This window comes from Pseudoalteromonas sp. PAR1 (assembly GCF_947311895.1).
Classification (GTDB): domain Bacteria; phylum Pseudomonadota; class Gammaproteobacteria; order Enterobacterales; family Alteromonadaceae; genus Pseudoalteromonas; species Pseudoalteromonas lipolytica_C.
In genome coordinates this window covers 77,163-95,443 of the sequence record NZ_CAMZMY010000018.1, presented here as the reverse complement: position 1 = coordinate 95,443, position 18,281 = coordinate 77,163, and the positions used below count along the sequence as shown (strand labels likewise).

23 protein-coding genes are annotated in these 18,281 nt (G+C 41.0%); 14 read left to right on the top strand and 9 right to left on the bottom strand.

From position 1 onward, the window contains the following. Positions 1-80: 80 nt before the first annotated feature. On the bottom strand, positions 81-785 hold the full coding sequence (locus tag QL229_RS15115; RefSeq protein ID WP_138556529.1) for a hypothetical protein: 705 nt from the start codon (positions 783-785) through the stop codon (positions 81-83). A 126-nt stretch (positions 786-911) separates the two neighbouring features. On the opposite strand from QL229_RS15115, the gene QL229_RS15110 reads away from it, so the two are divergent. Further along, on the top strand, positions 912-1,487 hold the full coding sequence (locus QL229_RS15110) for a DJ-1/PfpI family protein (RefSeq protein ID WP_138556528.1): 576 nt from the start codon (positions 912-914) through the stop codon (positions 1,485-1,487). Here the strand turns inward: QL229_RS15110 and QL229_RS15105 are convergent. Continuing rightward, positions 1,482-2,102: a substrate binding domain-containing protein gene (locus QL229_RS15105; protein ID WP_281547130.1), complete on the bottom strand. Its 621-nt coding sequence runs from the start codon at positions 2,100-2,102 to the stop codon at positions 1,482-1,484. The two genes, QL229_RS15110 and QL229_RS15105, sit on opposite strands and share 6 nt — an antisense overlap. 60 nt (positions 2,103-2,162) lie before the next feature. After that, positions 2,163-2,363 (bottom strand): LysR family transcriptional regulator, encoded by a 201-nt coding sequence (locus QL229_RS15100; protein ID WP_281547129.1) that lies wholly within the window; start codon positions 2,361-2,363, stop codon positions 2,163-2,165. Positions 2,364-2,460: 97 nt separating this feature from the next. On the opposite strand from QL229_RS15100, the gene tmpT reads away from it, so the two are divergent. The 5 genes from tmpT (at position 2,461) to QL229_RS15075 (ending at position 7,774) form a co-directional block, all read left to right on the top strand. Beyond that, complete coding sequence (gene tmpT, locus QL229_RS15095; protein ID WP_138556526.1) at positions 2,461-3,093, top strand: thiopurine S-methyltransferase; 633 nt, start codon at positions 2,461-2,463, stop codon at positions 3,091-3,093. 85 nt (positions 3,094-3,178) lie between these two features. Next, positions 3,179-3,445, top strand: a complete 267-nt coding sequence (locus QL229_RS15090; RefSeq protein ID WP_138556579.1) for a CcdC protein domain-containing protein — start codon at positions 3,179-3,181, stop codon at positions 3,443-3,445. Next, positions 3,369-4,169 (top strand): class III extradiol ring-cleavage dioxygenase, encoded by an 801-nt coding sequence (locus QL229_RS15085; RefSeq protein ID WP_138556525.1) that lies wholly within the window; start codon positions 3,369-3,371, stop codon positions 4,167-4,169. Before QL229_RS15090 ends, QL229_RS15085 begins: the two co-directional genes overlap by 77 nt. A 94-nt stretch (positions 4,170-4,263) precedes the next feature. Continuing rightward, the gene (locus QL229_RS15080; protein ID WP_138556524.1) at positions 4,264-6,594 is read left to right on the top strand and encodes a DPP IV N-terminal domain-containing protein; all 2,331 of its coding nucleotides are present in this window, start codon (positions 4,264-4,266) and stop codon (positions 6,592-6,594) included. Between the two features lie 298 nt (positions 6,595-6,892). After that, on the top strand, positions 6,893-7,774 hold the full coding sequence (locus tag QL229_RS15075; RefSeq protein WP_138556523.1) for an alpha/beta hydrolase-fold protein: 882 nt from the start codon (positions 6,893-6,895) through the stop codon (positions 7,772-7,774). A 46-nt stretch (positions 7,775-7,820) separates the two neighbouring features. Here QL229_RS15075 and QL229_RS15070 read toward each other — a convergent pair whose 3' ends face one another. Both QL229_RS15070 and QL229_RS15065 read right to left on the bottom strand, forming a co-directional pair. Then, complete coding sequence (locus QL229_RS15070; RefSeq protein WP_138556522.1) at positions 7,821-8,831, bottom strand: prolyl oligopeptidase family serine peptidase; 1,011 nt, start codon at positions 8,829-8,831, stop codon at positions 7,821-7,823. 70 nt (positions 8,832-8,901) lie between these two features. Beyond that, positions 8,902-9,750 (bottom strand): LysR family transcriptional regulator, encoded by an 849-nt coding sequence (locus QL229_RS15065; protein WP_138556521.1) that lies wholly within the window; start codon positions 9,748-9,750, stop codon positions 8,902-8,904. 119 nt (positions 9,751-9,869) lie between these two features. On the opposite strand from QL229_RS15065, the gene QL229_RS15060 reads away from it, so the two are divergent. Then, entirely contained in the window at positions 9,870-10,532 is a 663-nt protein-coding gene (locus QL229_RS15060; protein WP_138556520.1) for an NAD(P)H-dependent oxidoreductase, read from the top strand. A 69-nt stretch (positions 10,533-10,601) separates the two neighbouring features. Here the strand turns inward: QL229_RS15060 and QL229_RS15055 are convergent, their stop codons facing one another. Next, positions 10,602-11,060 (bottom strand): GyrI-like domain-containing protein, encoded by a 459-nt coding sequence (locus QL229_RS15055; protein WP_138556519.1) that lies wholly within the window; start codon positions 11,058-11,060, stop codon positions 10,602-10,604. Positions 11,061-11,250: 190 nt separating this feature from the next. On the opposite strand from QL229_RS15055, the gene QL229_RS15050 reads away from it, so the two are divergent. From QL229_RS15050 to QL229_RS15025, 6 genes are all read left to right on the top strand, one after another. After that, the gene (locus QL229_RS15050; protein WP_281547128.1) at positions 11,251-11,877 is read left to right on the top strand and encodes a fused MFS/spermidine synthase; all 627 of its coding nucleotides are present in this window, start codon (positions 11,251-11,253) and stop codon (positions 11,875-11,877) included. Then, entirely contained in the window at positions 11,862-12,752 is an 891-nt protein-coding gene (locus tag QL229_RS15045) for a fused MFS/spermidine synthase (RefSeq protein ID WP_138556518.1), read from the top strand. The genes QL229_RS15050 and QL229_RS15045 overlap by 16 nt, the downstream gene beginning before the upstream one ends. Continuing rightward, on the top strand, positions 12,749-13,225 hold the full coding sequence (locus tag QL229_RS15040; protein WP_135926647.1) for a TlpA disulfide reductase family protein: 477 nt from the start codon (positions 12,749-12,751) through the stop codon (positions 13,223-13,225). Before QL229_RS15045 ends, QL229_RS15040 begins: the two co-directional genes overlap by 4 nt. Positions 13,226-13,360: 135 nt before the next feature. Beyond that, on the top strand, positions 13,361-13,837 hold the full coding sequence (locus QL229_RS15035; RefSeq protein WP_135926648.1) for a MarR family transcriptional regulator: 477 nt from the start codon (positions 13,361-13,363) through the stop codon (positions 13,835-13,837). Between the two features lie 4 nt (positions 13,838-13,841). Beyond that, positions 13,842-14,903 (top strand): HlyD family secretion protein, encoded by a 1,062-nt coding sequence (locus QL229_RS15030; protein ID WP_135926649.1) that lies wholly within the window; start codon positions 13,842-13,844, stop codon positions 14,901-14,903. 13 nt (positions 14,904-14,916) lie between these two features. Then, the gene (locus QL229_RS15025; RefSeq protein ID WP_135926650.1) at positions 14,917-15,951 is read left to right on the top strand and encodes a DUF2955 domain-containing protein; all 1,035 of its coding nucleotides are present in this window, start codon (positions 14,917-14,919) and stop codon (positions 15,949-15,951) included. 20 nt (positions 15,952-15,971) lie between these two features. Here the strand turns inward: QL229_RS15025 and QL229_RS15020 are convergent, their stop codons facing one another. Beyond that, a complete protein-coding gene (locus tag QL229_RS15020; protein WP_135926651.1) occupies positions 15,972-16,289 on the bottom strand; it encodes a hypothetical protein in 318 nt (105 codons plus the stop codon). A 135-nt stretch (positions 16,290-16,424) separates the two neighbouring features. Next, entirely contained in the window at positions 16,425-16,838 is a 414-nt protein-coding gene (arfB, locus tag QL229_RS15015; protein ID WP_135926652.1) for an alternative ribosome rescue aminoacyl-tRNA hydrolase ArfB, read from the bottom strand. Between the two features lie 111 nt (positions 16,839-16,949). Between arfB and QL229_RS15010 the strand changes: the two genes are divergently transcribed. Further along, on the top strand, positions 16,950-17,498 hold the full coding sequence (locus QL229_RS15010) for a short-chain dehydrogenase (protein ID WP_135926653.1): 549 nt from the start codon (positions 16,950-16,952) through the stop codon (positions 17,496-17,498). 47 nt (positions 17,499-17,545) lie between these two features. Here the strand turns inward: QL229_RS15010 and QL229_RS15005 are convergent, their stop codons facing one another. Next, positions 17,546-18,280, bottom strand: coding sequence for a phytanoyl-CoA dioxygenase family protein (locus QL229_RS15005; RefSeq protein WP_138556517.1), 735 nt, complete (start codon positions 18,278-18,280; stop codon positions 17,546-17,548). Position 18,281 lies beyond the last annotated feature (1 nt).

Genomic DNA, 18,281 nt, shown 5'->3' with positions numbered 1-18,281 from the left:
AAAGCCGAATATATGGCAGCAATGAACTTTGAAATTCTATCAATTACTGTCTTGCAATCGGAGATAGTCCATATATGGTATTAGTTAATTAGTTCTGCTGAAACAATATCGTTGAGCATTAAAAAGTGGTTAAGAACAGACTCCTCAAGTTCGAATACTTGCGCTACTTTTTCGCCACTTGCTGACATCCCCGTTTGCGCACCTGCAAACTCTATATGTAACCCCAAACGTTTTAGAGTTTGGGCATCGTAACTATACATAGCTGAATCACGTTTCTCGGTAATGCCTGGCATCATCCCTATGATAGTAACGGCTTGTTCAACATTGATGATATCGAAAAATTGTCGCTCTGCGGTTTGCCATTTTGCAATATAGCTAGCAACTTCAGGAGGCTGTTCCATAGGCACGTATAGTGGCTGTAATGAGCCGCCATGCCAGCCTATAACGGCTTGCTCTTCAACAAGTACATGTGGACTAGCGGTAAGTACATAATTAGCGCAAGACGATGCACAAAGCTCGCGTACCACAACATTGAGTTGATACTCATGCACTAAGCCTCCTAAATGTAGGCCGGCCATAACGTCGCCGCCTTCACTATTGATCACTAAGGTATCTATTTGGTTACGGCTACTAACTAATAGTTTTTCAAAATCTTCGACACTTTTTTTGGAAGTTTCGCCTTTGTAGTAAATTGTGCCCGGCGATATCTCACTGATTTCATTCACTGCATGCTCTGTTGTTTTACAGCCAACAAGCAATACTGTCAGTAATAATAATAAACGCATTAACAATGCCTTAAAGTTTTGTTTCTATACCGCGCTCAGTTTAATAATATGTTATTAACGGACTGCGAAAATCGCATAGTACGATTTTTTGCTTGAGAAATAAATCCAGTTATTAGGAACAATTGTATGAATATTGGAATTTACATTTATGATGATGCTGAAGTACTCGATTTCTCAGGCCCATTTGAGGTGTTTAGTACTGCCAGGCGTCTAGCGAATAATGACTGGCAAGTGAGTTTAATTGCTGAAAATGATAGGCCTGTACTTGCCCGCGGTGGTTATAGTGTAAACCCCCATTACAGCTTTGCTGACTGCCCTTTGCTTGATCTACTTGTTGTGGTTGGAGGTGATCATACACGAGAGCTAGAAAAAGCAGAGGTTATTGCTTGGTTAAAAAACACAGCCACTAACACCAAGCGTGTTGCGAGTGTTTGTACAGGGGCGTTTTTGCTTGCTAAAACGGGGCTTTTAAGTGGTAAAAATGTCACGACACATTGGCAAGATCAACCTGAGCTGGCTGCTATGTTTTCTGATCTCAATGTGATTGCAGATACTCGTTGGGTCACTGATGGTAAGTTTACCAGTTCAGGTGGTATTTCTGCTGGCATTGATATGAGCTTGGCTTTAGTCGCTGAGTTTATTAGCTACGAACACGCCTTGTTGACTGCTAAACAGATGGAGTATCAATGGCAGACTTTATAATTTTTCAGCAATGTAGTCGGTAATAAACTGTTTTAAACAGGCAGCCTTTTTACTCAGCAAACGTGCGCTTGGCCAAATCGCATAAATGTCGCGGTTTTCGCCTCGCCAGTGTGGCAATACTTGAACTAGTTGCTGAGATTTTAATTCATCTATTACCTCAAACCGAGGTAACAAAGCGATACCTTGCTCATCACAAACTAAGTATTTTACAAATCCAGTGTCGTTAAAAGTGCTCGCAAATCGGCACATATGGTTATAAGTTGCATTCGTTTGTATATTGGTCAACTGCCATTTATTTCTTAGTGTGGTGCCAATTAACCTATGCTGTTTTAAATCAGCTGGCTCTTCTAAGGCAGGTGCCGAATCAAGGTATGCTTTAGTGCTTACAAATAAAGTATCAACACTGCCTAACTTTTTTTGATGAAGCATAGAATCTGCCTGTGGCCCTACTCTTATCGCTATATCAGCTTGGCTTTTACTCAGATCCTCAAGTTGATTATTAAGCAGCAGCTCAAGTTGAATATCGGGGTACTGTTTAGTAAATGCGAGCCACATTGGTTTTAAGAAACCATGACTAATATTCAGAGGTGCTAAAACTTTAAGCTTTCCTGACAATTGTGCTTTTTGCTCATTAAGCTGGCGATGGGTTTGTTCAAATTGCTCAATTAATTCAACCTAACTTTGAAAATACACCTCCCCTGCTTGCGTTAACGTGCATTGCCTTGCTGAGCGGTTTAATAGCTGCTCCCCTAGGCGTTGCTCAAGTCGTTGTAAGCGTCTTGATACTGTCGCGGTAGGTAGCGACAAACTTTCAGCTGCGCTACTCAGGCCACCTTGTTTAACAATCTGTATGAATAGAGCGATATCGTCAATCATGTTCTCATTTATGCAATCATAGTTTGTTTATCTTGCTATTTTTATCACTTTTGTAATTAGTTATCATGTTTTTATTGAAACATTTTAGGAGCAACTAATGGACGCAACGCATTGGCATCAACGTTGGGAAAATAACGAAATAGGTTTTCACGAGGGAGACGTTAATCGTTATCTAGATCAGTATTTTACTAACTTAAATTTACAGCAAGGCGATACTGTTTTTGTGCCACTGTGCGGAAAAACTCACGACATTCATTATTTGCTAGCGCAAGGTATGCGTGTTGTAGGGGCTGAGCTTAGTGAAATTGCCATTAAGCAGTTATTTGATGAGTTAAAGCTTGAACCCGAAATTAGCCAACATGGCGAACTATTACGTTACCAAGGTGCAAATCTAACCGTTTGGGTAGGTGATATTTTTGCGCTTACCGCGAATGAACTTGGCACTATCAACGCGGTTTATGACCGTGCCGCTTTAGTTGCGCTGCCAAAGCCGATGCGCATTCGATATACCCAACATTTACTAGAGTTGACCAATAGGGCAAAACAGTTAGTGGTGGTATTTGAGTATCAGCAAAGTGAGTTTTCGGGCCCGCCGTTTAGTGTGGTCGCCGATGAGCTACATCAGCACTACGATGCTTTTTATCAACTAACATTACTGTGCAAAGAGCCTCTAGAAGGTGGCTTAAGAGGGCAAGTCCCCGCCATGAACGTTGCTTGGCTTCTAAGTTAGTACTTACAAACTAGTGGTGTGTAAATTCACACCCTAGCTGTGCGTTTTTGTGGCTAGTTATTGTATCTCTGTGCGTGCACTATAGATATACCAATCCGCAATAATACTTAATCATTTTGAGGGATTAAACCTGTCGCTACCTGCGTTAAAAATTTCTGAGTTAGAACAACTAAATAACGAAATTTTTGCCTTGCTATCAACGAGGTTTCTTTGCCTCAAAATAGACTACTTAATTAAGCGAATTGGTATGAAAAGCATATTTAAGGAGCACATTTATGCAAAAGCCACGCGTTTTCTTTGTTTCACATGGCGGCGGTCCTATGCCTTTACTTGGCGATCCAAGTCATGCTGATATGGTCACTTGTTTGCAGTCTATTGCAGCAAAAATTAAAAAGCCGTCTGCTATTTTGATGGTGAGTGCACACTGGGAAGCGAACCCAATTAGCATCACTTCGAGCGCTGCTCCTGAGCTAATTTATGATTACTATGGTTTTCCAGAGCCTGCTTACAGTATTGAGTACCCAAGTCCTGGCGAACCAGCCCTTGCCGAAAAAGTACATCAAGCATTGGCAAAGGCTAATATCGATAGCACATTAAACCCATCTCGTGGCTTTGATCACGGTATGTATGTGCCTTTGAAAATTATGTATCCAGAGGCAGATATACCTTGTGTGCAATTGTCGTTACATCCAAGCCTTGAGCCAAGCTTACACCTAGCGATAGGTGAGGCTTTACAACAGCTTGATTACGATAATTTATTGATCATTGGTTCTGGCTTTACTTTTCATAATATGCGCGCATTTTTCACGCCTGAAACAGCTGAAATTAAAGCGCAAAATATCGCTTTTGAGCAATGGTTAGTCGATGTATGTGGCAATACTGAGCTGAGTGAGCAGCAGCGACAAGCTAAGTTATTAGAGTGGCAAATGGCCCCTGCGGCGCGTTTTAGTCACCCTCGTGAAGAGCACTTATTGCCGTTACATGTTTGCTATGGTGCGGCGATGCGCCCTTGTAGTGATATCTACGAACTACGTATTGCCAACAAGCAAGCCAGTATGTTCTTGTGGGACGATTGAGTTTAAGTTCAACCCCCCTGATAACACGATAAAAGCTCAGATTTTATAAGTTTATTTTGGTACGCTAGGTAAGTTAAAACCTAGGAACAACAAAATGAACTTAATAAAAACATCAACCCTTGCGTTTGCTGTGGTTGCGGGTTTAGGTTTGCAAGCATGCTCAAGTACTGAGCAAGCGAGCACGCCATCAGCAACAGTGAACGCAACGGCTAATCCGCTCTCGCTTGAACAAATTTATAAAGAAAAAGACTTTAAAGCTGAGCGTAGCACCTATTTTACGTGGCTCGATGATGGTACTGGTTATACGGTACTTGAAGAGCGCGAAAGCGATAAAAACAACCAAGACGACAAAGCTAAAGACGATGAGCACGGCGTAAAAGGCAATGATATTGTGTTTTATAACGCCGATGGCACGGGTCGTAAGGTACTTGTTAGCTACGAAAAATTAATTCCCAAAGGTGATAAAGAGCCACTCACCGTTGAAAGCTACCAATGGTCTAAAGATGGTAAATGGCTGATGGTTTTTACCAATGGCGAGCAAGTGTGGCGCTCACGTAGCCGTGGTGATTTTTGGCTTTTAAACCTCGAAACTGATTCGCTATATCAGTTAGGTGGCGAAAACATCGAAGCGAAAAAGCTGATGTTTGCTAAGTTCTCACCAGATAGCTCAAAAGTAGCTTACGTGCGTGATAACAATATCTACATGGAAAAAGTGGGTAGCAAGGCTGTGACTGCTTTAACCACTGATGGTAACGACACCATTGTTAATGGTAATTTTGACTGGGTATACGAAGAAGAATTTACCATTCGTGATGGTTTCCGCTGGAGTCCAGACAACAAATCAATTGCCTATTGGCAGCTTGATACCAGTGGCGTTAAATACTTCACCATGATCAATAACACCGATGATCTCTACCCTACCCTTAAAGAATTTCCGTATCCAAAAGCCGGCGAGATGAACTCTGCGGTTAAAGTGGGTGTGGTCAGTCTTAGCGACAAGAAAACTCGCTGGGCTGAACTAGGTGGCGATAATCGCGATCGTTATATTCCACGTATTAGCTGGGCAGGCACTGGTGAATCTTTGATGATCCAAGATCTTAACCGTCCGCAAAGCCACAACAAGGTTTGGTTATTCGACTGGCAAAAACAGCAGCTGACTAAAATTCTTGAAGATAAAGACGATGCTTTTATTGAGTGGTTTTATAAAGCAAACTGGTCAAAAGACGGTAAGTTCTTTATTTGGCACAGTGAGCGTGATGGTTGGCGTCATCTATACCGTGTATCTCGCGATGGTAAAACGGTTGTTGATTTAACACCGGGCGAGTACGACATCATTGATATGCTAGCGCTCAACGAAGATAAAAACGTTATGTACTTTACTGCATCACCGGATGATCCTGGCCAGCGTTATTTATTCCGTACCTCGCTTGATGGTAGCTCTAAACCGGTGCGCGTAACGCCTGAGTCATTTGATGGTTCAAACAGCTATTACATGTCTAAAGACACCTCTTGGGCGATGCATACCTTCTCTAAATTTGGCACGCCACCAATGAAAGAGATCATCAAAGTAAGCGATCACAGTAATGTGAAAACCTTAGTTGAGAACAAAGCATTAAAAGAGAAATTAGCGACTGAACAATTACCGACTCACGAGTTCTTTAAAGTTAATGCCCGTGATGGTGTTGAGCTTGATGGCTACATCATGTTCCCAGCGAATATGGATAAAAGCAAAAAATACCCAATCGTCTTTTATGTTTACGGTGAGCCATGGGGCTCAACAGTTCAAGACCGCTGGGAAGGCGACAGTTACTTATACAAGTCGTATTTAACTCAGCAAGGCTTTATTGTTGCCTCAGTTGATAACCGCGGCACGCGCGCACCAAAAGGCAGAGATTGGCGTAAGTCTATCTACAAAAAAATAGGCTCTATTACCGTGCGTGACCAAGTTGACGCCCTTGATGCAATGGCAAAACGTTGGGATGTCATTGATACCGACCGTGTTGGTGTATGGGGTCACTCAGGTGGCGGTAGTTCAACGCTTAATTTGTTATTCCGCCATGGTGATAAATATAAAGTGGGTATTGCCTCTGCCCCAGTGCCAGATATTCGCTTGTACGATACCATCTATCAAGAGCGCTATGCGGGGAACCCAAATACCGATCCTGAAAGTTACGACAACACCTCTCCGCTCACCTTTGCAAAAGACCTGCAAGGTAAGTTGCTACTGATCCACGGTACCGGAGATGATAACGTACACTACCAAGGTTCAGAGCGTTTAATTAACGAATTAGTTAAGCACAATAAACAGTTCGAGTTTTTCTCTTACCCGAACCGTTCTCACAGTCTACGTGAAGGTGATGGCACTACCCTGCACTATCACACTATGATGGCTAACTTCTTCGAAAAGCATCTACTCAATAAGTAAATATGCTTTAGTTAAAAACCGCAGCTTAGACGTTAAGCTGCGGTTTTTTTATGCAAACTGTAAACCCCCGTTACACAAAGAAAGCGATTAGATGAAAGCTATCAAATGTTTGAAGCAAATTATCAGTGCTGGCAATGGCGGCTGCGAGCTATTGGATTATCGAGCGAAGTGTGTAATGAATATCTTGTATCACAGTTAAGTCGGTGAAAGAGGCTAACTAATACCCTGTTACAATTGTCTTATTAACTAATATTTATAATTGAAGTAGTGTCATTAAGTTATTGATTAAGGATATAAAATGGCATTACTAAAATTTAGATTTCAGTATCTAGCTTGGCTTATTACATTTGTTTTGTTAGCTACAGGCTTGTATATCGCGATGAAATACCAACAGCACTATAGTTCACGCTTTATTGATATAGATATCAAGTCGAATGCGCTTTCAGAAATGCGCCGAGTTTTCATTCGCTTGCCCAAAAACTACAACCCTAACAAAGCTTATCCGCTCATAATTAAAACTGACGGCAATTTTAACCTTGATACTTGGGATGACGCTTTAAGTTTTCTTGAAAGCACTGATGACAAGCATGAGGTTATTCTCGTGGCCATCCCGAACCTGTTTTGGCATGACACACGAAATCGTGATTTAGTGCCACCTTACGCCCGTAAGGATGTGGCGATAGAAGGTCGCCCAATTAATCAAAATCAACGAGAAATATTTGGTAAAGCTGATGTGTTTTTAAAGTTTATTGAAACAGAGCTAATACCCTATTTAGAGGGAGAGTACCGTATTAGCGGGGAGCGCACATTAACAGGTTTTTCGGCGGGAGGTAGCTTTGTGTTATATACCATGGTTACTAAACCAGAGTTATTTAATGCATACTTTGCTTTTAGCCCTGCGGCTTGGTATGACGATAATGTTGTCGTAAAACAGTTCAGTAAAAGCTTACCTAATACAGCAGGCAGCACTCACTATTTTTATGTCACATTAGGTGGTGATGAGAATCCAATCATAACCGGTGCATTTAATGGCTTAGTGAATGCTCTTCAAAAGCATGCACCAAACGACCTTACCTGGCAGCACCACATCAACAAAGGAGCTGACCATGAACAAAACGCAGAGCAATCCGTTCGCAGTGCGCTAGATGGGGCGTTTAATCATTTTGATATGGCTAAGTAATGATTAAACAGGGCCTTGTTTGGCCCTTTTTAGTTTCAAAACAAAGTTACAAATAGCTGTTAAACCAATCAACTAGCTCTGTTTCCAGTTGTTCTTTATGGTTCATTAAAAAGTGGTTGTCACCGTCATACACCACGAGTTTATGGGGTATATGATGCGCTTCTAGCGCTTTGGCAAATTGAATTGAGTTCTCGACCGATACTCGTTTATCGTCACTGCCATGAATAAGTAATATGGGCACTTTAGGCGATAGCTTATCAACCCAGTTCATAACAGAGCGTGCTTCAAGCTCTGCTTGTTTGTTTTCTTTATAATTGGGGATACGGCGCACATACACGTTTTTTTCCATGTTAGGTCTAAACGTAAGCTCTTTGACTAAATCGGTCGGCCCCGCAATGGTTGCAATGGCTTTAATCTTGTTTGTGTGTTGCATCGCAAGGTGGGTTTGCATGCCGCCTCTACTTACTCCTAACATGCCAATGCGGTTTTCATCTGCACTTGCTACGTGCGGAATAAAATCAATAAGCGCAAGTACGTCGTTCACATCTTTGCCACCAAACTCATCTAAATCATCATTTTTTGTTAGTGTTCCGCGGTACTGGCTGCCGATAACCACAAAGCCTTGCTCTGCTAAAGGAAATAAATTGCGCATCATTGCAGCAAAATAAACATTGCCAAAATTACCGTTACCGCCGCGGTTATAAATTAATACTGGGAGCTTGTTCTTGGTGACTTTAGGTTTGATGATATATCCAAGCACCTCAACATTATCGACCTGATATTTAAAAATATGGCAGGTTAAATTCGCTTTAAAGTTATCGAACATACTTTGTGGAAAGGTTTGTTCAAAGGCTTTTATGCGCTTTAAGTATGCTTCTTCGTTTTTAGCTTTGCGTTTATTCTTTTGCGCTATAAATTGGTGCCACGAATCATAGTCAGCAAAGATGCCTGTGAAGCAGTCTGTTTCTTTTGTGACGCGTTCATCATCGATAATTTTTGCTGCGCTAGTAGAAAAAACAGCGAGAGATAAGCAGGTAGATAAGAGTAATTTATACACAACAACATCCTTATTGGTGACTAAAAGTTACAAAACCACAGTAACTTAAATGATGGTTATTTGTACATCATTAATTCAGTAAGCGCTCAAGCCATTCAATCACAACGTTATGCGTTGCTGTTTCGAAGCGAGATTTTTCGGGAATGTAGTAACACAGTTTTGATTCAACATCTTGGCTATTAAACGATGTTAGTAACCCTGCATCTAGGTAAGGTTGTACTAAGGTTTTTGAGCAAAACACCACACCTTTATTGGCGAGCACCTGATTTATACCAAACAGCTCTTGATCGAATGTTTTTACCTTGAAACATGAATCACTTAGGTTATTTACTTTGAGCCACTGCGTTAATGGTGGGGCTGGTAGGGCATTATTTTTCCATTGGCTGGTGTATAAAGTAACCTGTTTATCAAGCCAAGGGGCGCTTTGTTGTGCGTTTGCCGCAAACATATCAAAGCGCTCATATTTGATGATATCTGCTTTGTTTACTTCCTCACTATTTCCTAGCCTAACAGGCAAGGTATGCAGTTGCTTATCTAAAGTTTCACTGGTTGATATATCGAGCTTTAAATGTGGTTTTTCGCTATTTAGCTCATCTAAAGCGGGTATTAATCTTAGGGCTGCTAGAGATGATGTTGTGGTGATTCGTACTTGGTTATGTGCTTGGCTCAATTGTTCTATTGCCGCAAAAATAAGCTTAAAGCCGCTAGTTGTGTTTTGGCTCAGGTACTCGCCTGATGCAGTTAAGGTAATCTTTCTCACTTCGCGATGAAATAAGTCAGTATTTAAGCGGCTTTCTAGGTTCGCAATGTGGTGCGATACCGCTGTAGGTGTAATCGCAAGCTCAGCGGCGGCTGCTTTAAAGCTACCTAGTCTCGCAGCTGACTCAAAGGCTTTTAAAGCTTGTAATGATATATGCATAGTTAAACCCACCTAAATTTATAGATGAGTATAACTTACTTATAGTGAATAATAACTCGTTTGTTAAATATCCCTTATTTATTGATGATACCAACTCATTAACTAATGAGGTATTTACTATGACTACTCTGCTACACATTGATGCTAGTGTGCGTTCAGCTAAAAATGCAAACCCTAATCACGATTCAATCTCTAAAAATATTGCTAAGCAATTTGTAAATCATTTACAGCAAAACAATGCTATAGCTGAGTATATTTATCGTGATGTTGGAATGAATCCACCTTCATTTATTAATCAATCTTGGATTGGTGCTGTGTTTACGCCAGCCAGCAAGTTAACACTTGAGCAAAGAGAAGTACTGGCCGAATCAGATGAATTGATAAATGAGTTGGTTAAGGCTGATACCATAGTGATATCAACGCCTATGTATAACTATGGCATGCCTGCGCAATTAAAAGCATGGTTTGATCAAATCGTTAGGATAAATAAAACGTTTGATTTTGATTTGCAGCGGGGGGATTTTCCTTTGCAACCATTGTTAACAGGTAAGCGTTTGCTGGTTATAACCTCAACGGGTGAGTTTGGCTTTGAGGTCGGTGGTATACGCGAGAGTATGAGCCATTTAGTGCCGCACATTAAAACCTTGAGTAAGTATTTAGGTGTGCAGCATATTGATGAAATTGCCTGTGAGTATCAAGAATTTAACGACCAAAGACATCAACGCTCTTTGACTAATGCTTATGCTAAAGCAGAACAATTAGCGCTGAGATACGCCAATTAAGCAAACAATAAAGCCGCAATAAGCGGCTTTATCTGTAATGGGGCTTTACACTAAAAAATGGGTTTAGTGTTATTCAACTGAAATGAATACTTCAACTTCTTCACTGCTTTTATAAAACTCATAGTCAGTTTTATATGCTCGAATATGCGAGCACTGTTCATTACTAAAGTACTGCCAAACTTGACCCCAAACATCGATAACGGTTTGTGGCATTGCACCTTTGCCGCTAAAGCGAAGGTAGTTACCTGTGGCGAGTGTCGTTTGTTCTATCTCTGGCAAAGTGACTTGCAGGTCAGTACACGCAAATACATCAAACTCCCCTGTGACATCTGATTCATAATGAGTGTACACGCCATAAACTTGGCTAGATGGCGCTAATTTGGGCGCTATGTCTGTGTAAAACTGCTGCCATAAGCCTGCAATTTTGGCACCTTCGCCACTCAATTCGTTTATATTGCTAGTGCGAACTTTGAGGCCAAATAAGGTCGTAGGGTTGTCGATATTGATGTGTGTTACTTGCTGATCCATTGCATTTATCTTTGCTTATTTGTTCCCGTTAAAATACCAGAGCATGCGTACTTTAACCTAGCCTTTTTTACTATTTATTTCGTTAGCTATCATTTTGTAAACGGCCTTTACAGCTTAAAAAACAGTCATGGCATCCTTATCAGCATCAGGTTAAGATGGGTAAAATAACAACAAAATCAGCGGGTGTTTAATGAATAAAATCAATGCGCTTATCTACTTTCTAGCCTTTAGTAGCGGCTTTTGTATTATGGGAATTGAGCTTTTAGGCGGGCGAATTTTAGCGCCTTACTTTGGTAGTAGTGTGCATATATGGGGCAGTATTATCACTGTATTTATGCTGAGCTTATCAATCGGTTATTTGCTTGGCGGCAAGCTCTCTACTCGCAATCCTTCGTTAACTAAATACGGTCTTATTTTCTTTGTTGCGAGCATTATGGTGGTGCCAATTGTACTGTTTGCTGAGCCAATTATGACCTTTATTTTCACTCATGTTGAAGACAGCCGTTATGGCTCGTTACTGGCATCAACGGCGTTGTTTTTTATCCCTACAACAATACTCGGCATGATCTCACCTTACTCAGTGCGATTATTGGTTACCGATCATGAAAAAAGTGGTCAGGTTGCCGGTGGTTTGTATTTTGTGAGCACCCTAGGAAGCGCTCTTGGCACGATTATTACGTCTTTTTATATGGTGCTAGCTTTTGATGTTAACGACATTATTAAAACCTTTGCAGCGGTATTAGGCGCGCTTGGTTTGCTTGCAATAGCTGTTAGTCAAATAAAAATAAAGGAGCGTACTGTATGTTTAGAGTCTTAATACTTTGTTTGCTCATAGTGCTGCCCTTTAGCGGGTTGGCTGAAGTAATCCATAAAGAGCGCTCGCTTTATCGCAATATCTTAGTTGAGAAGTCTGGCGACTTACTGTGTTTAAAATTCAACGAAAAAACTCGTAAAAGTACGCAAAGTTGTATGTATGAAAGTAAGCCTAAAAAGCTGGTGTTTAATTACACCAAAATGACCTTTGCAAGCCTACTATTTATTGATAACCCGCAGAATGTATTGATCATTGGTTTGGGAGGTGGCTCACTCTCTAATACTATACATGAGCTTTATCCTGAAGCGAGTATCGAAAATGTCGAAATTGACCCTGCAGTAATAAAAGTCGCCCGTGATTATTTTAGTTTTGTAGAAACCGATAATGTGACATCTAAAGTGCAAGATGGCCGTATTTTTATCAAACGCGCTGCACTTAAAAAGCAAAAGTACGATTGGATAATTCTTGATGCCTTTAATGGCGATTATATCCCTGAGCACCTTCTCACTAAGGAATTTTTTGCAGAAGTAAAAAGTATACTGGCTGATGGCGGCATTGTTGCAGCAAATACTTTTTCATCGAGTAAATTGTACCAGCATGAGTCGGCAACTTACTTTGATGTGTTTGGTGACTTTGTTAATGTTGTGACCGATGAAAACTCTAATCGCATTATTTTGGCAGGCTTCGAGACTATGCCTAGCCAGCAACAATTAGCCGAGCGCGCCAATAAACTCGCAAATAAGTTAACCCCTTACGATGTTGATTTGCAGTTACTGCGTGAACATTTGTTTTATACTAAGGGTAATCAAGATTGGCCCGCGGATACCAAGGTACTCACTGACCAATATTCACCTGCGAACTTGTTAAATTATCAATGATCAAACACATCTTAATTGCACTTCTTTTATTAACGAGCTCTGCTGCTATGGCAGAGCAATCTTCTACTGCTCCTTTAACTGCAAGTCAGCAGCAATTGTCTAAACTACTGAGCCAATATAAAGGGAAAGTTGTGTTACTCGATTTTTGGGCATCTTGGTGTAGTCCATGTCGACGGTCGTTTCCTTGGTTTATAGCGATGCAGAACAAGTATCAACAGCAAGGGCTTGAAGTGATAGCTGTAAATATTGATGTTGAGCGCAGTGATGCCGATGCGTTTTTAGCTGAGTTTGCAGTGAACTTTACTATTATTTACGACCCTGATGCTGTTATTGGCAGGCAATACCAACTTAAAGGAATGCCTAGTAGTTTTTTAATCGATAAAGAGGGCTTAGTACGGTTCCAACATACAGGATTTGTTGCTGATAAATTAGACCTCTATGAAAGCCATATCAAAGAGTTAATTGCAAAATAGTATTATTCGTCGCATAACTTTTGCGGTTGTTCGCTTTTATCGAACATAGCTATCTGTTTTATTAATTGCATCAACATTTACTTAGCATGCTAACTATATTAAAATAGTTAGCATGCTAAGTAAATGGAGCGCATTATGTCTTCCACTCCCCCTTTTCACGAAACTCTTGATTTAACACTGTGCGGCAGTATGGGCCGTGTGCATCGTTTATGTCGCGATGCTGTCACCTTGGCGGTCGAGCCTTTGGGGCTTACTCAATCTCGTTGGACCGCGATGATGCACCTGTTTCATCTAAACCAAGGTTGCACCCAACAAGAGTTGGCAAATAGCTTGGGCATTGAAATGCCATCGTTAACTCGCACTATTAAGCAGCTTGAGCAACAAGAGATTATTGCTCGCAAAGCTGATGCAGACGATAAACGCAGTAAACGTCTGTACTTCACACAGCAAGGTCTACAATTGTTAGACACATTACAGGTGATTATCGCTGATGTGAAAGAGCACCTTTATGCTGACTTAACCACAGAGCAACTCGATACGATGGCGCATGGTTTAATTCAGATGGAGCAAAATGCCCGTCAGTGTATCCGTCATTATTCAGGAGATAAGTAACCTTATGACACCGGATCAAAAATTTGCCCGTTACGTAAAAATCTCTTTAGCGGGTTTTATTGTTTTATTTTTATATTTTGTGATTGCCGATCTGTACATGCCTGTCACACCGCAGGCCCGTGTTTATCACCCTGTTGTGCAAGTGACCCCGCAAGTAAGTGGGCGCGTGACTGACGTATTAGTCACCAACAATCAAGCTGTCGAAAAGCAGCAAGCCTTGTTTAAGATTAACGACGAGCCTTTTAAGCTTGCCGTTCAGCAGGCAGAACTCGCTTATGATGATGCGAAACTACAAAACCAACGTTTAGATAGCAGTGTTAAGGCAATAGAAGCTCAGCTTGCGGCTGCACAGGCAAAACTGCATGAACAAACGCTTTTATTTGAGCGCGGTGAGTCGTTATTGAAAAAGCGCTCTATTTCGGAGCAAGAGTACGAAACAATCAATGCGAACTACCAATCAAGCAAGGCAAATGTGGCTGCGATTGAAGCCCAGCTTAGCGAGGCCAAATTAGCACGCGGTAAAATAGGTGATGATAATTTAGCGCTTCGCCATGCCCAAAACCAGCTTGAGCAAGCGAAACTAAACCTGTCGTATACCACAGTGACAGCCGATACCGACGGTAAAACAGCCAACCTACAAGTAACACCGGGTACCTATGCAAATAAGGGCCAGCCGCTAATGGCGATTGTTGCTAATAAAGCTGATTTAGTGGCAGATTTTCGTGAAAAGTCTTTGGTTCATGTAGAAATTGGTAGCACTGCAAAAGTAAGCTTTGATGCGCTACCGGGCAAAGTGTTTACGGGCAAAATTATTAGCTTTGAAGCAGGTGTAAGTGATGGTCAGCTTAATGCAAACGGTTTGCTCAGTGCTACTGAAAGTAGTAATCGTTGGGTACGTGATGCACAGCGCCAACGTATTCATATCCAACTAGATGAACACCAGATGTTAGCTAAATTTCCAAGTGGTGCGCGTGCAACTGTTCAGCTTTTGCCTGACTCAAGCATAGGCAGCTGGTTTGCGAGCATGCAAATTCGCTTCATCAGTGTTCTGCACTTTATTTACTAAGGCAGGGTAAGTTATGTCAGTATTGCAACTCGATGGTAATGGTTTGCGCCAAGCGCTTCGCATTGCCACGGGCTCAGCATTAGGGTTTGCACTGGCAAAATTGATGAACTGGCCTAATGGCATCTTTTTTACAGTTTACCCTATGTTATTGCTCGGTTTAGTACCCGTGCTTAACATGCATATTATTCGTCAGTTTTACGCAGGCGCGGTGTTTAGTGCACTGTTTGTACTAGTTGTGCAAGGTCTATTTGCACACCTGCCTGTTGTTATGACGATGATGAGCTTTATCGCATTTGCTTTTTTGTTTTATCAAATGAGCCGTGGCGCTAACTTTTTATTTGGTGCCACAACGGTGGTGAGTTTGTCGATTCAATTGCACTTTTCGACCTATACCGGTGGTGGGGTAAGTATTTATCCGTTGATCATTAGCAATGCCGTTGCTGTTGTGGTTACTGTGGTGTTCTCGATGCTAATGCATGGTTTATTTCCTGATGTTGCACCACGCCAAGGTCGGGTTATGCCAGAAAAAGCAAAAGAAAGTGTGCGTCATGAAGTATTACTTTGTTCAACCGTAGCAACCTTGTCATTTGTTGTATTTCAGGTATTTGACTTACAAGATTCAATCTCAGCTCAAGCAGCGTCGGTACTGATTTTGTTTTCGTTATGCTGGAAAGCGGCAGGTATGGCTGCATGGCAACGTGCGATAGGTACATTGATTGGATGTAACTTAGCGTTAGTGGCACAGTTATTTTTGTATAACCATACCGATATTTTGATATTTCCGGCGTTAATTTTATGGATTTTGACTTTTATTTTTAGTCGTTATCACATTATTGCTGGCGGTATTCCGGGTGTTGGTTTTGGTATTATCACCACATTTGGCATTTTGTTTGGTCAATCATTAGGGCCGGGCCAAGATCTGGTATACAGCGCGTTATATCGATTTTCGTCGGTGTCAGTGGCAATTTTAGTAAGTCTTTGTGCGGTCTATGTAATGCATCACTTACTTAATCGTTTTGAAGTAACTCGTCACCATACATTTGACTAGTAAATCATTAAAAAAGAGAGCTAATTTGAGCTCTCTTTTTTCTGATTATTTTCAATAATAGTCGGTAACGATTTTAGTAGGTTTTCTTGTTTGTTAACGACGCTCTCTACACATGTTTTTGAAGCGACATCAGCGACCCATGCCCCCCATTGTGAACTACCTGGTTCTTCACCAGGCGTTGCCCACCATCTAGCTTTGTAAAGAATTTCATTGTAGCAAGTTTCACTTCCTTGCGGGTAAGCGCTTCCGGCTTGCCAAGAATCAACAGCGTGGCTGGTGATTGGCAGCGCTGACAGCGTTATCATTAACGACGCAACAATGTGTGTTTTGAGACCCATCAGCGGCTCCTTGCAAATAAGTGAGATAGTATGAATATTATAGTATTAGTGGAGTTAACCATCAATTAACTTTGTTAACACGTTACACTTCTTTACAGTTTTGTTTGCTTTTTGAGCGGTCTGTTAACAATAAAGTTATATATCGATGTTTTTCCTTAATGCTTTTGTTTGTCCCCTTTTTGTTTTGCTATCCATGCGTTTCCGCTGAGAACTTTTGGTGGGTTTTGTAGCCCTTCGCTTTTTTTGTACTTGAGTAGCACTGATGATCAATTCTTTTAATCGATTAAGTGCGTCTTCTTTATTTAATTCTTGAGTTCGATGTGTTTGCGACTTAATGACTATAACGCCTTCTTTGGTGATTCGAGAGTCATTTAAATTAAGTAAACGTTGTTTATAAAAGTCAGGTAGCTTAGAGCGTTTTATATCAAACCGTAAATGAATAGCACTGGCAACTTTATTGACATTTTGTCCGCCCGCACCCTGTGAGCGAATTGCGCTAAAGTCGAGCTCCCATTCATCGATAGTGACAGTATTAGAAATAATTAACATCAGGTTCAGTTAGCTGTGATAAAAATGCAAGTGTAACATTTGTAATTAGCTGAGTATAATTGCCCTTTGATTCATGCTAGTTGCGACAAATATGAACGAAAGGAGATCCACATGAAAGCCCTACTTTTTTCAATCAGTTTACTTGCAATGAGTTTTTCAAGTCTCGCTGAAGATATAACTGAGAACCAATTACAGCGTTACATTAAAGCATTACCTGCTGTAGTTAACTGGTCACAAAACCAGCCAGAACTGAATACTGTTGACCTAAGTGGTATGCTAGGAAGTGCAGATAGTTCGTCAGTTATGAATGCGTTAGGTCACATTAAAGAGCATGAGCTTTATACTGAGTTTGAAGCGTTAACCAAGCAATACGGGTTTACGCCAGAACAGTTAGTTACTGTTGGCTCAGAGGTATCAATGGCGTATTTAGAAAACCTTAAAGCGGGAATGTCAGAAGAGAACAAGCAACGTGTAAATCAAGCAATGAGTGGTTTACAGAGCTTAACGGCATCATCATCAGATGCGGGGACTCGCTCAATGGTGGGTGCTTTAGAAGGTGTTAAAGCAAGTACTGCAACAGTGGATGTAAGCGAAAGTAACGTTAACTTAGTTAAGCAATACATGCCGCAGTTAAAAGAATTGTTTGCAATGTTGCAGTAACAGCACAATAAAATAAAGAAAGCGGCTAAGTAGCCGCTTTTTTTTGCTTACTCAAATACCATCGCGTTTTTTAATTGCTGCTTTTGTTCTGCAGTTGGTAAAAATCCAGTTTGTACAAACTCATTAAGGCTAGGGTGCCGCTCAAAGTAAAGAATATCAAGGGCAAAACGATTCATGCCATATAAGCCACGATGGATCATATTTGCCGAAAATATAAGTAAGTCACCTTTTTTGAGTGCTACACGTTTACCGCGAGTCAATGAGTCACTATTGCGAGCACCCTGCTGCTCTAATCTAACTGCTAACTCTTCATCTGAATCCCAATTTTTATGACTACCCGGTATTAGCTCTATGCCCAGTTCATCTTCAAAAGCAACGCGGCAATGCAATACTTCAGGGCCGCAAAGTGCTGCCTTTTGCGCTTCAAGCTCTAAGTGATATTGCATATCGCGATGCCAATAGTTTGCTTGTTTGGGGTTGTAAGGATTAAAGAATAATTGAGTATTCATAAACTGAGGAACAGCAACAATGCCTTTAACCTGTTCTAATAATGTATCGGCACAGATAAATTCAAAAAGAGTACACTTTTCCTCAGTACTTAAACATGCGGCGCCAGTCAATCCTGAGCTATTAATCCCTTTCGATTGATAAAAGCCTTGGTTTTCTTGCAACCAATGATGATGAAATTTATCGAGAATAGGTCTTACCTTGCTAAGCTCACTCTCTGTGTAAAGGCCCTTTACATGGTAATAGCCGTGTTCAGCAAAAAAGGTATTTTTCATT

Coding starts and splice junctions, on each gene's coding strand:
- tmpT (WP_138556526.1), top strand. CDS start 2,461: ATGGACGCAACGCATTGGCATCAACGTTGGGAAAATAACGAAATAGGT.
- QL229_RS15060 (WP_138556520.1), top strand. CDS start 9,870: ATGACTACTCTGCTACACATTGATGCTAGTGTGCGTTCAGCTAAAAAT.
- QL229_RS15010 (WP_135926653.1), top strand. CDS start 16,950: ATGAAAGCCCTACTTTTTTCAATCAGTTTACTTGCAATGAGTTTTTCA.
- QL229_RS15055 (WP_138556519.1), bottom strand. CDS start 11,060: ATGGATCAGCAAGTAACACACATCAATATCGACAACCCTACGACCTTA.
- QL229_RS15035 (WP_135926648.1), top strand. CDS start 13,361: ATGTCTTCCACTCCCCCTTTTCACGAAACTCTTGATTTAACACTGTGC.
- QL229_RS15030 (WP_135926649.1), top strand. CDS start 13,842: ATGACACCGGATCAAAAATTTGCCCGTTACGTAAAAATCTCTTTAGCG.
- QL229_RS15050 (WP_281547128.1), top strand. CDS start 11,251: ATGAATAAAATCAATGCGCTTATCTACTTTCTAGCCTTTAGTAGCGGC.
- QL229_RS15040 (WP_135926647.1), top strand. CDS start 12,749: ATGATCAAACACATCTTAATTGCACTTCTTTTATTAACGAGCTCTGCT.
- arfB (WP_135926652.1), bottom strand. CDS start 16,838: ATGTTAATTATTTCTAATACTGTCACTATCGATGAATGGGAGCTCGAC.
- QL229_RS15100 (WP_281547129.1), bottom strand. CDS start 2,363: ATGATTGACGATATCGCTCTATTCATACAGATTGTTAAACAAGGTGGC.
- QL229_RS15115 (WP_138556529.1), bottom strand. CDS start 785: ATGCGTTTATTATTATTACTGACAGTATTGCTTGTTGGCTGTAAAACA.
- QL229_RS15110 (WP_138556528.1), top strand. CDS start 912: ATGAATATTGGAATTTACATTTATGATGATGCTGAAGTACTCGATTTC.
- QL229_RS15045 (WP_138556518.1), top strand. CDS start 11,862: ATGTTTAGAGTCTTAATACTTTGTTTGCTCATAGTGCTGCCCTTTAGC.
- QL229_RS15075 (WP_138556523.1), top strand. CDS start 6,893: ATGGCATTACTAAAATTTAGATTTCAGTATCTAGCTTGGCTTATTACA.
- QL229_RS15085 (WP_138556525.1), top strand. CDS start 3,369: ATGCAAAAGCCACGCGTTTTCTTTGTTTCACATGGCGGCGGTCCTATG.
- QL229_RS15080 (WP_138556524.1), top strand. CDS start 4,264: ATGAACTTAATAAAAACATCAACCCTTGCGTTTGCTGTGGTTGCGGGT.
- QL229_RS15065 (WP_138556521.1), bottom strand. CDS start 9,750: ATGCATATATCATTACAAGCTTTAAAAGCCTTTGAGTCAGCTGCGAGA.
- QL229_RS15005 (WP_138556517.1), bottom strand. CDS start 18,280: ATGAAAAATACCTTTTTTGCTGAACACGGCTATTACCATGTAAAGGGC.
- QL229_RS15025 (WP_135926650.1), top strand. CDS start 14,917: ATGTCAGTATTGCAACTCGATGGTAATGGTTTGCGCCAAGCGCTTCGC.
- QL229_RS15020 (WP_135926651.1), bottom strand. CDS start 16,289: ATGGGTCTCAAAACACACATTGTTGCGTCGTTAATGATAACGCTGTCA.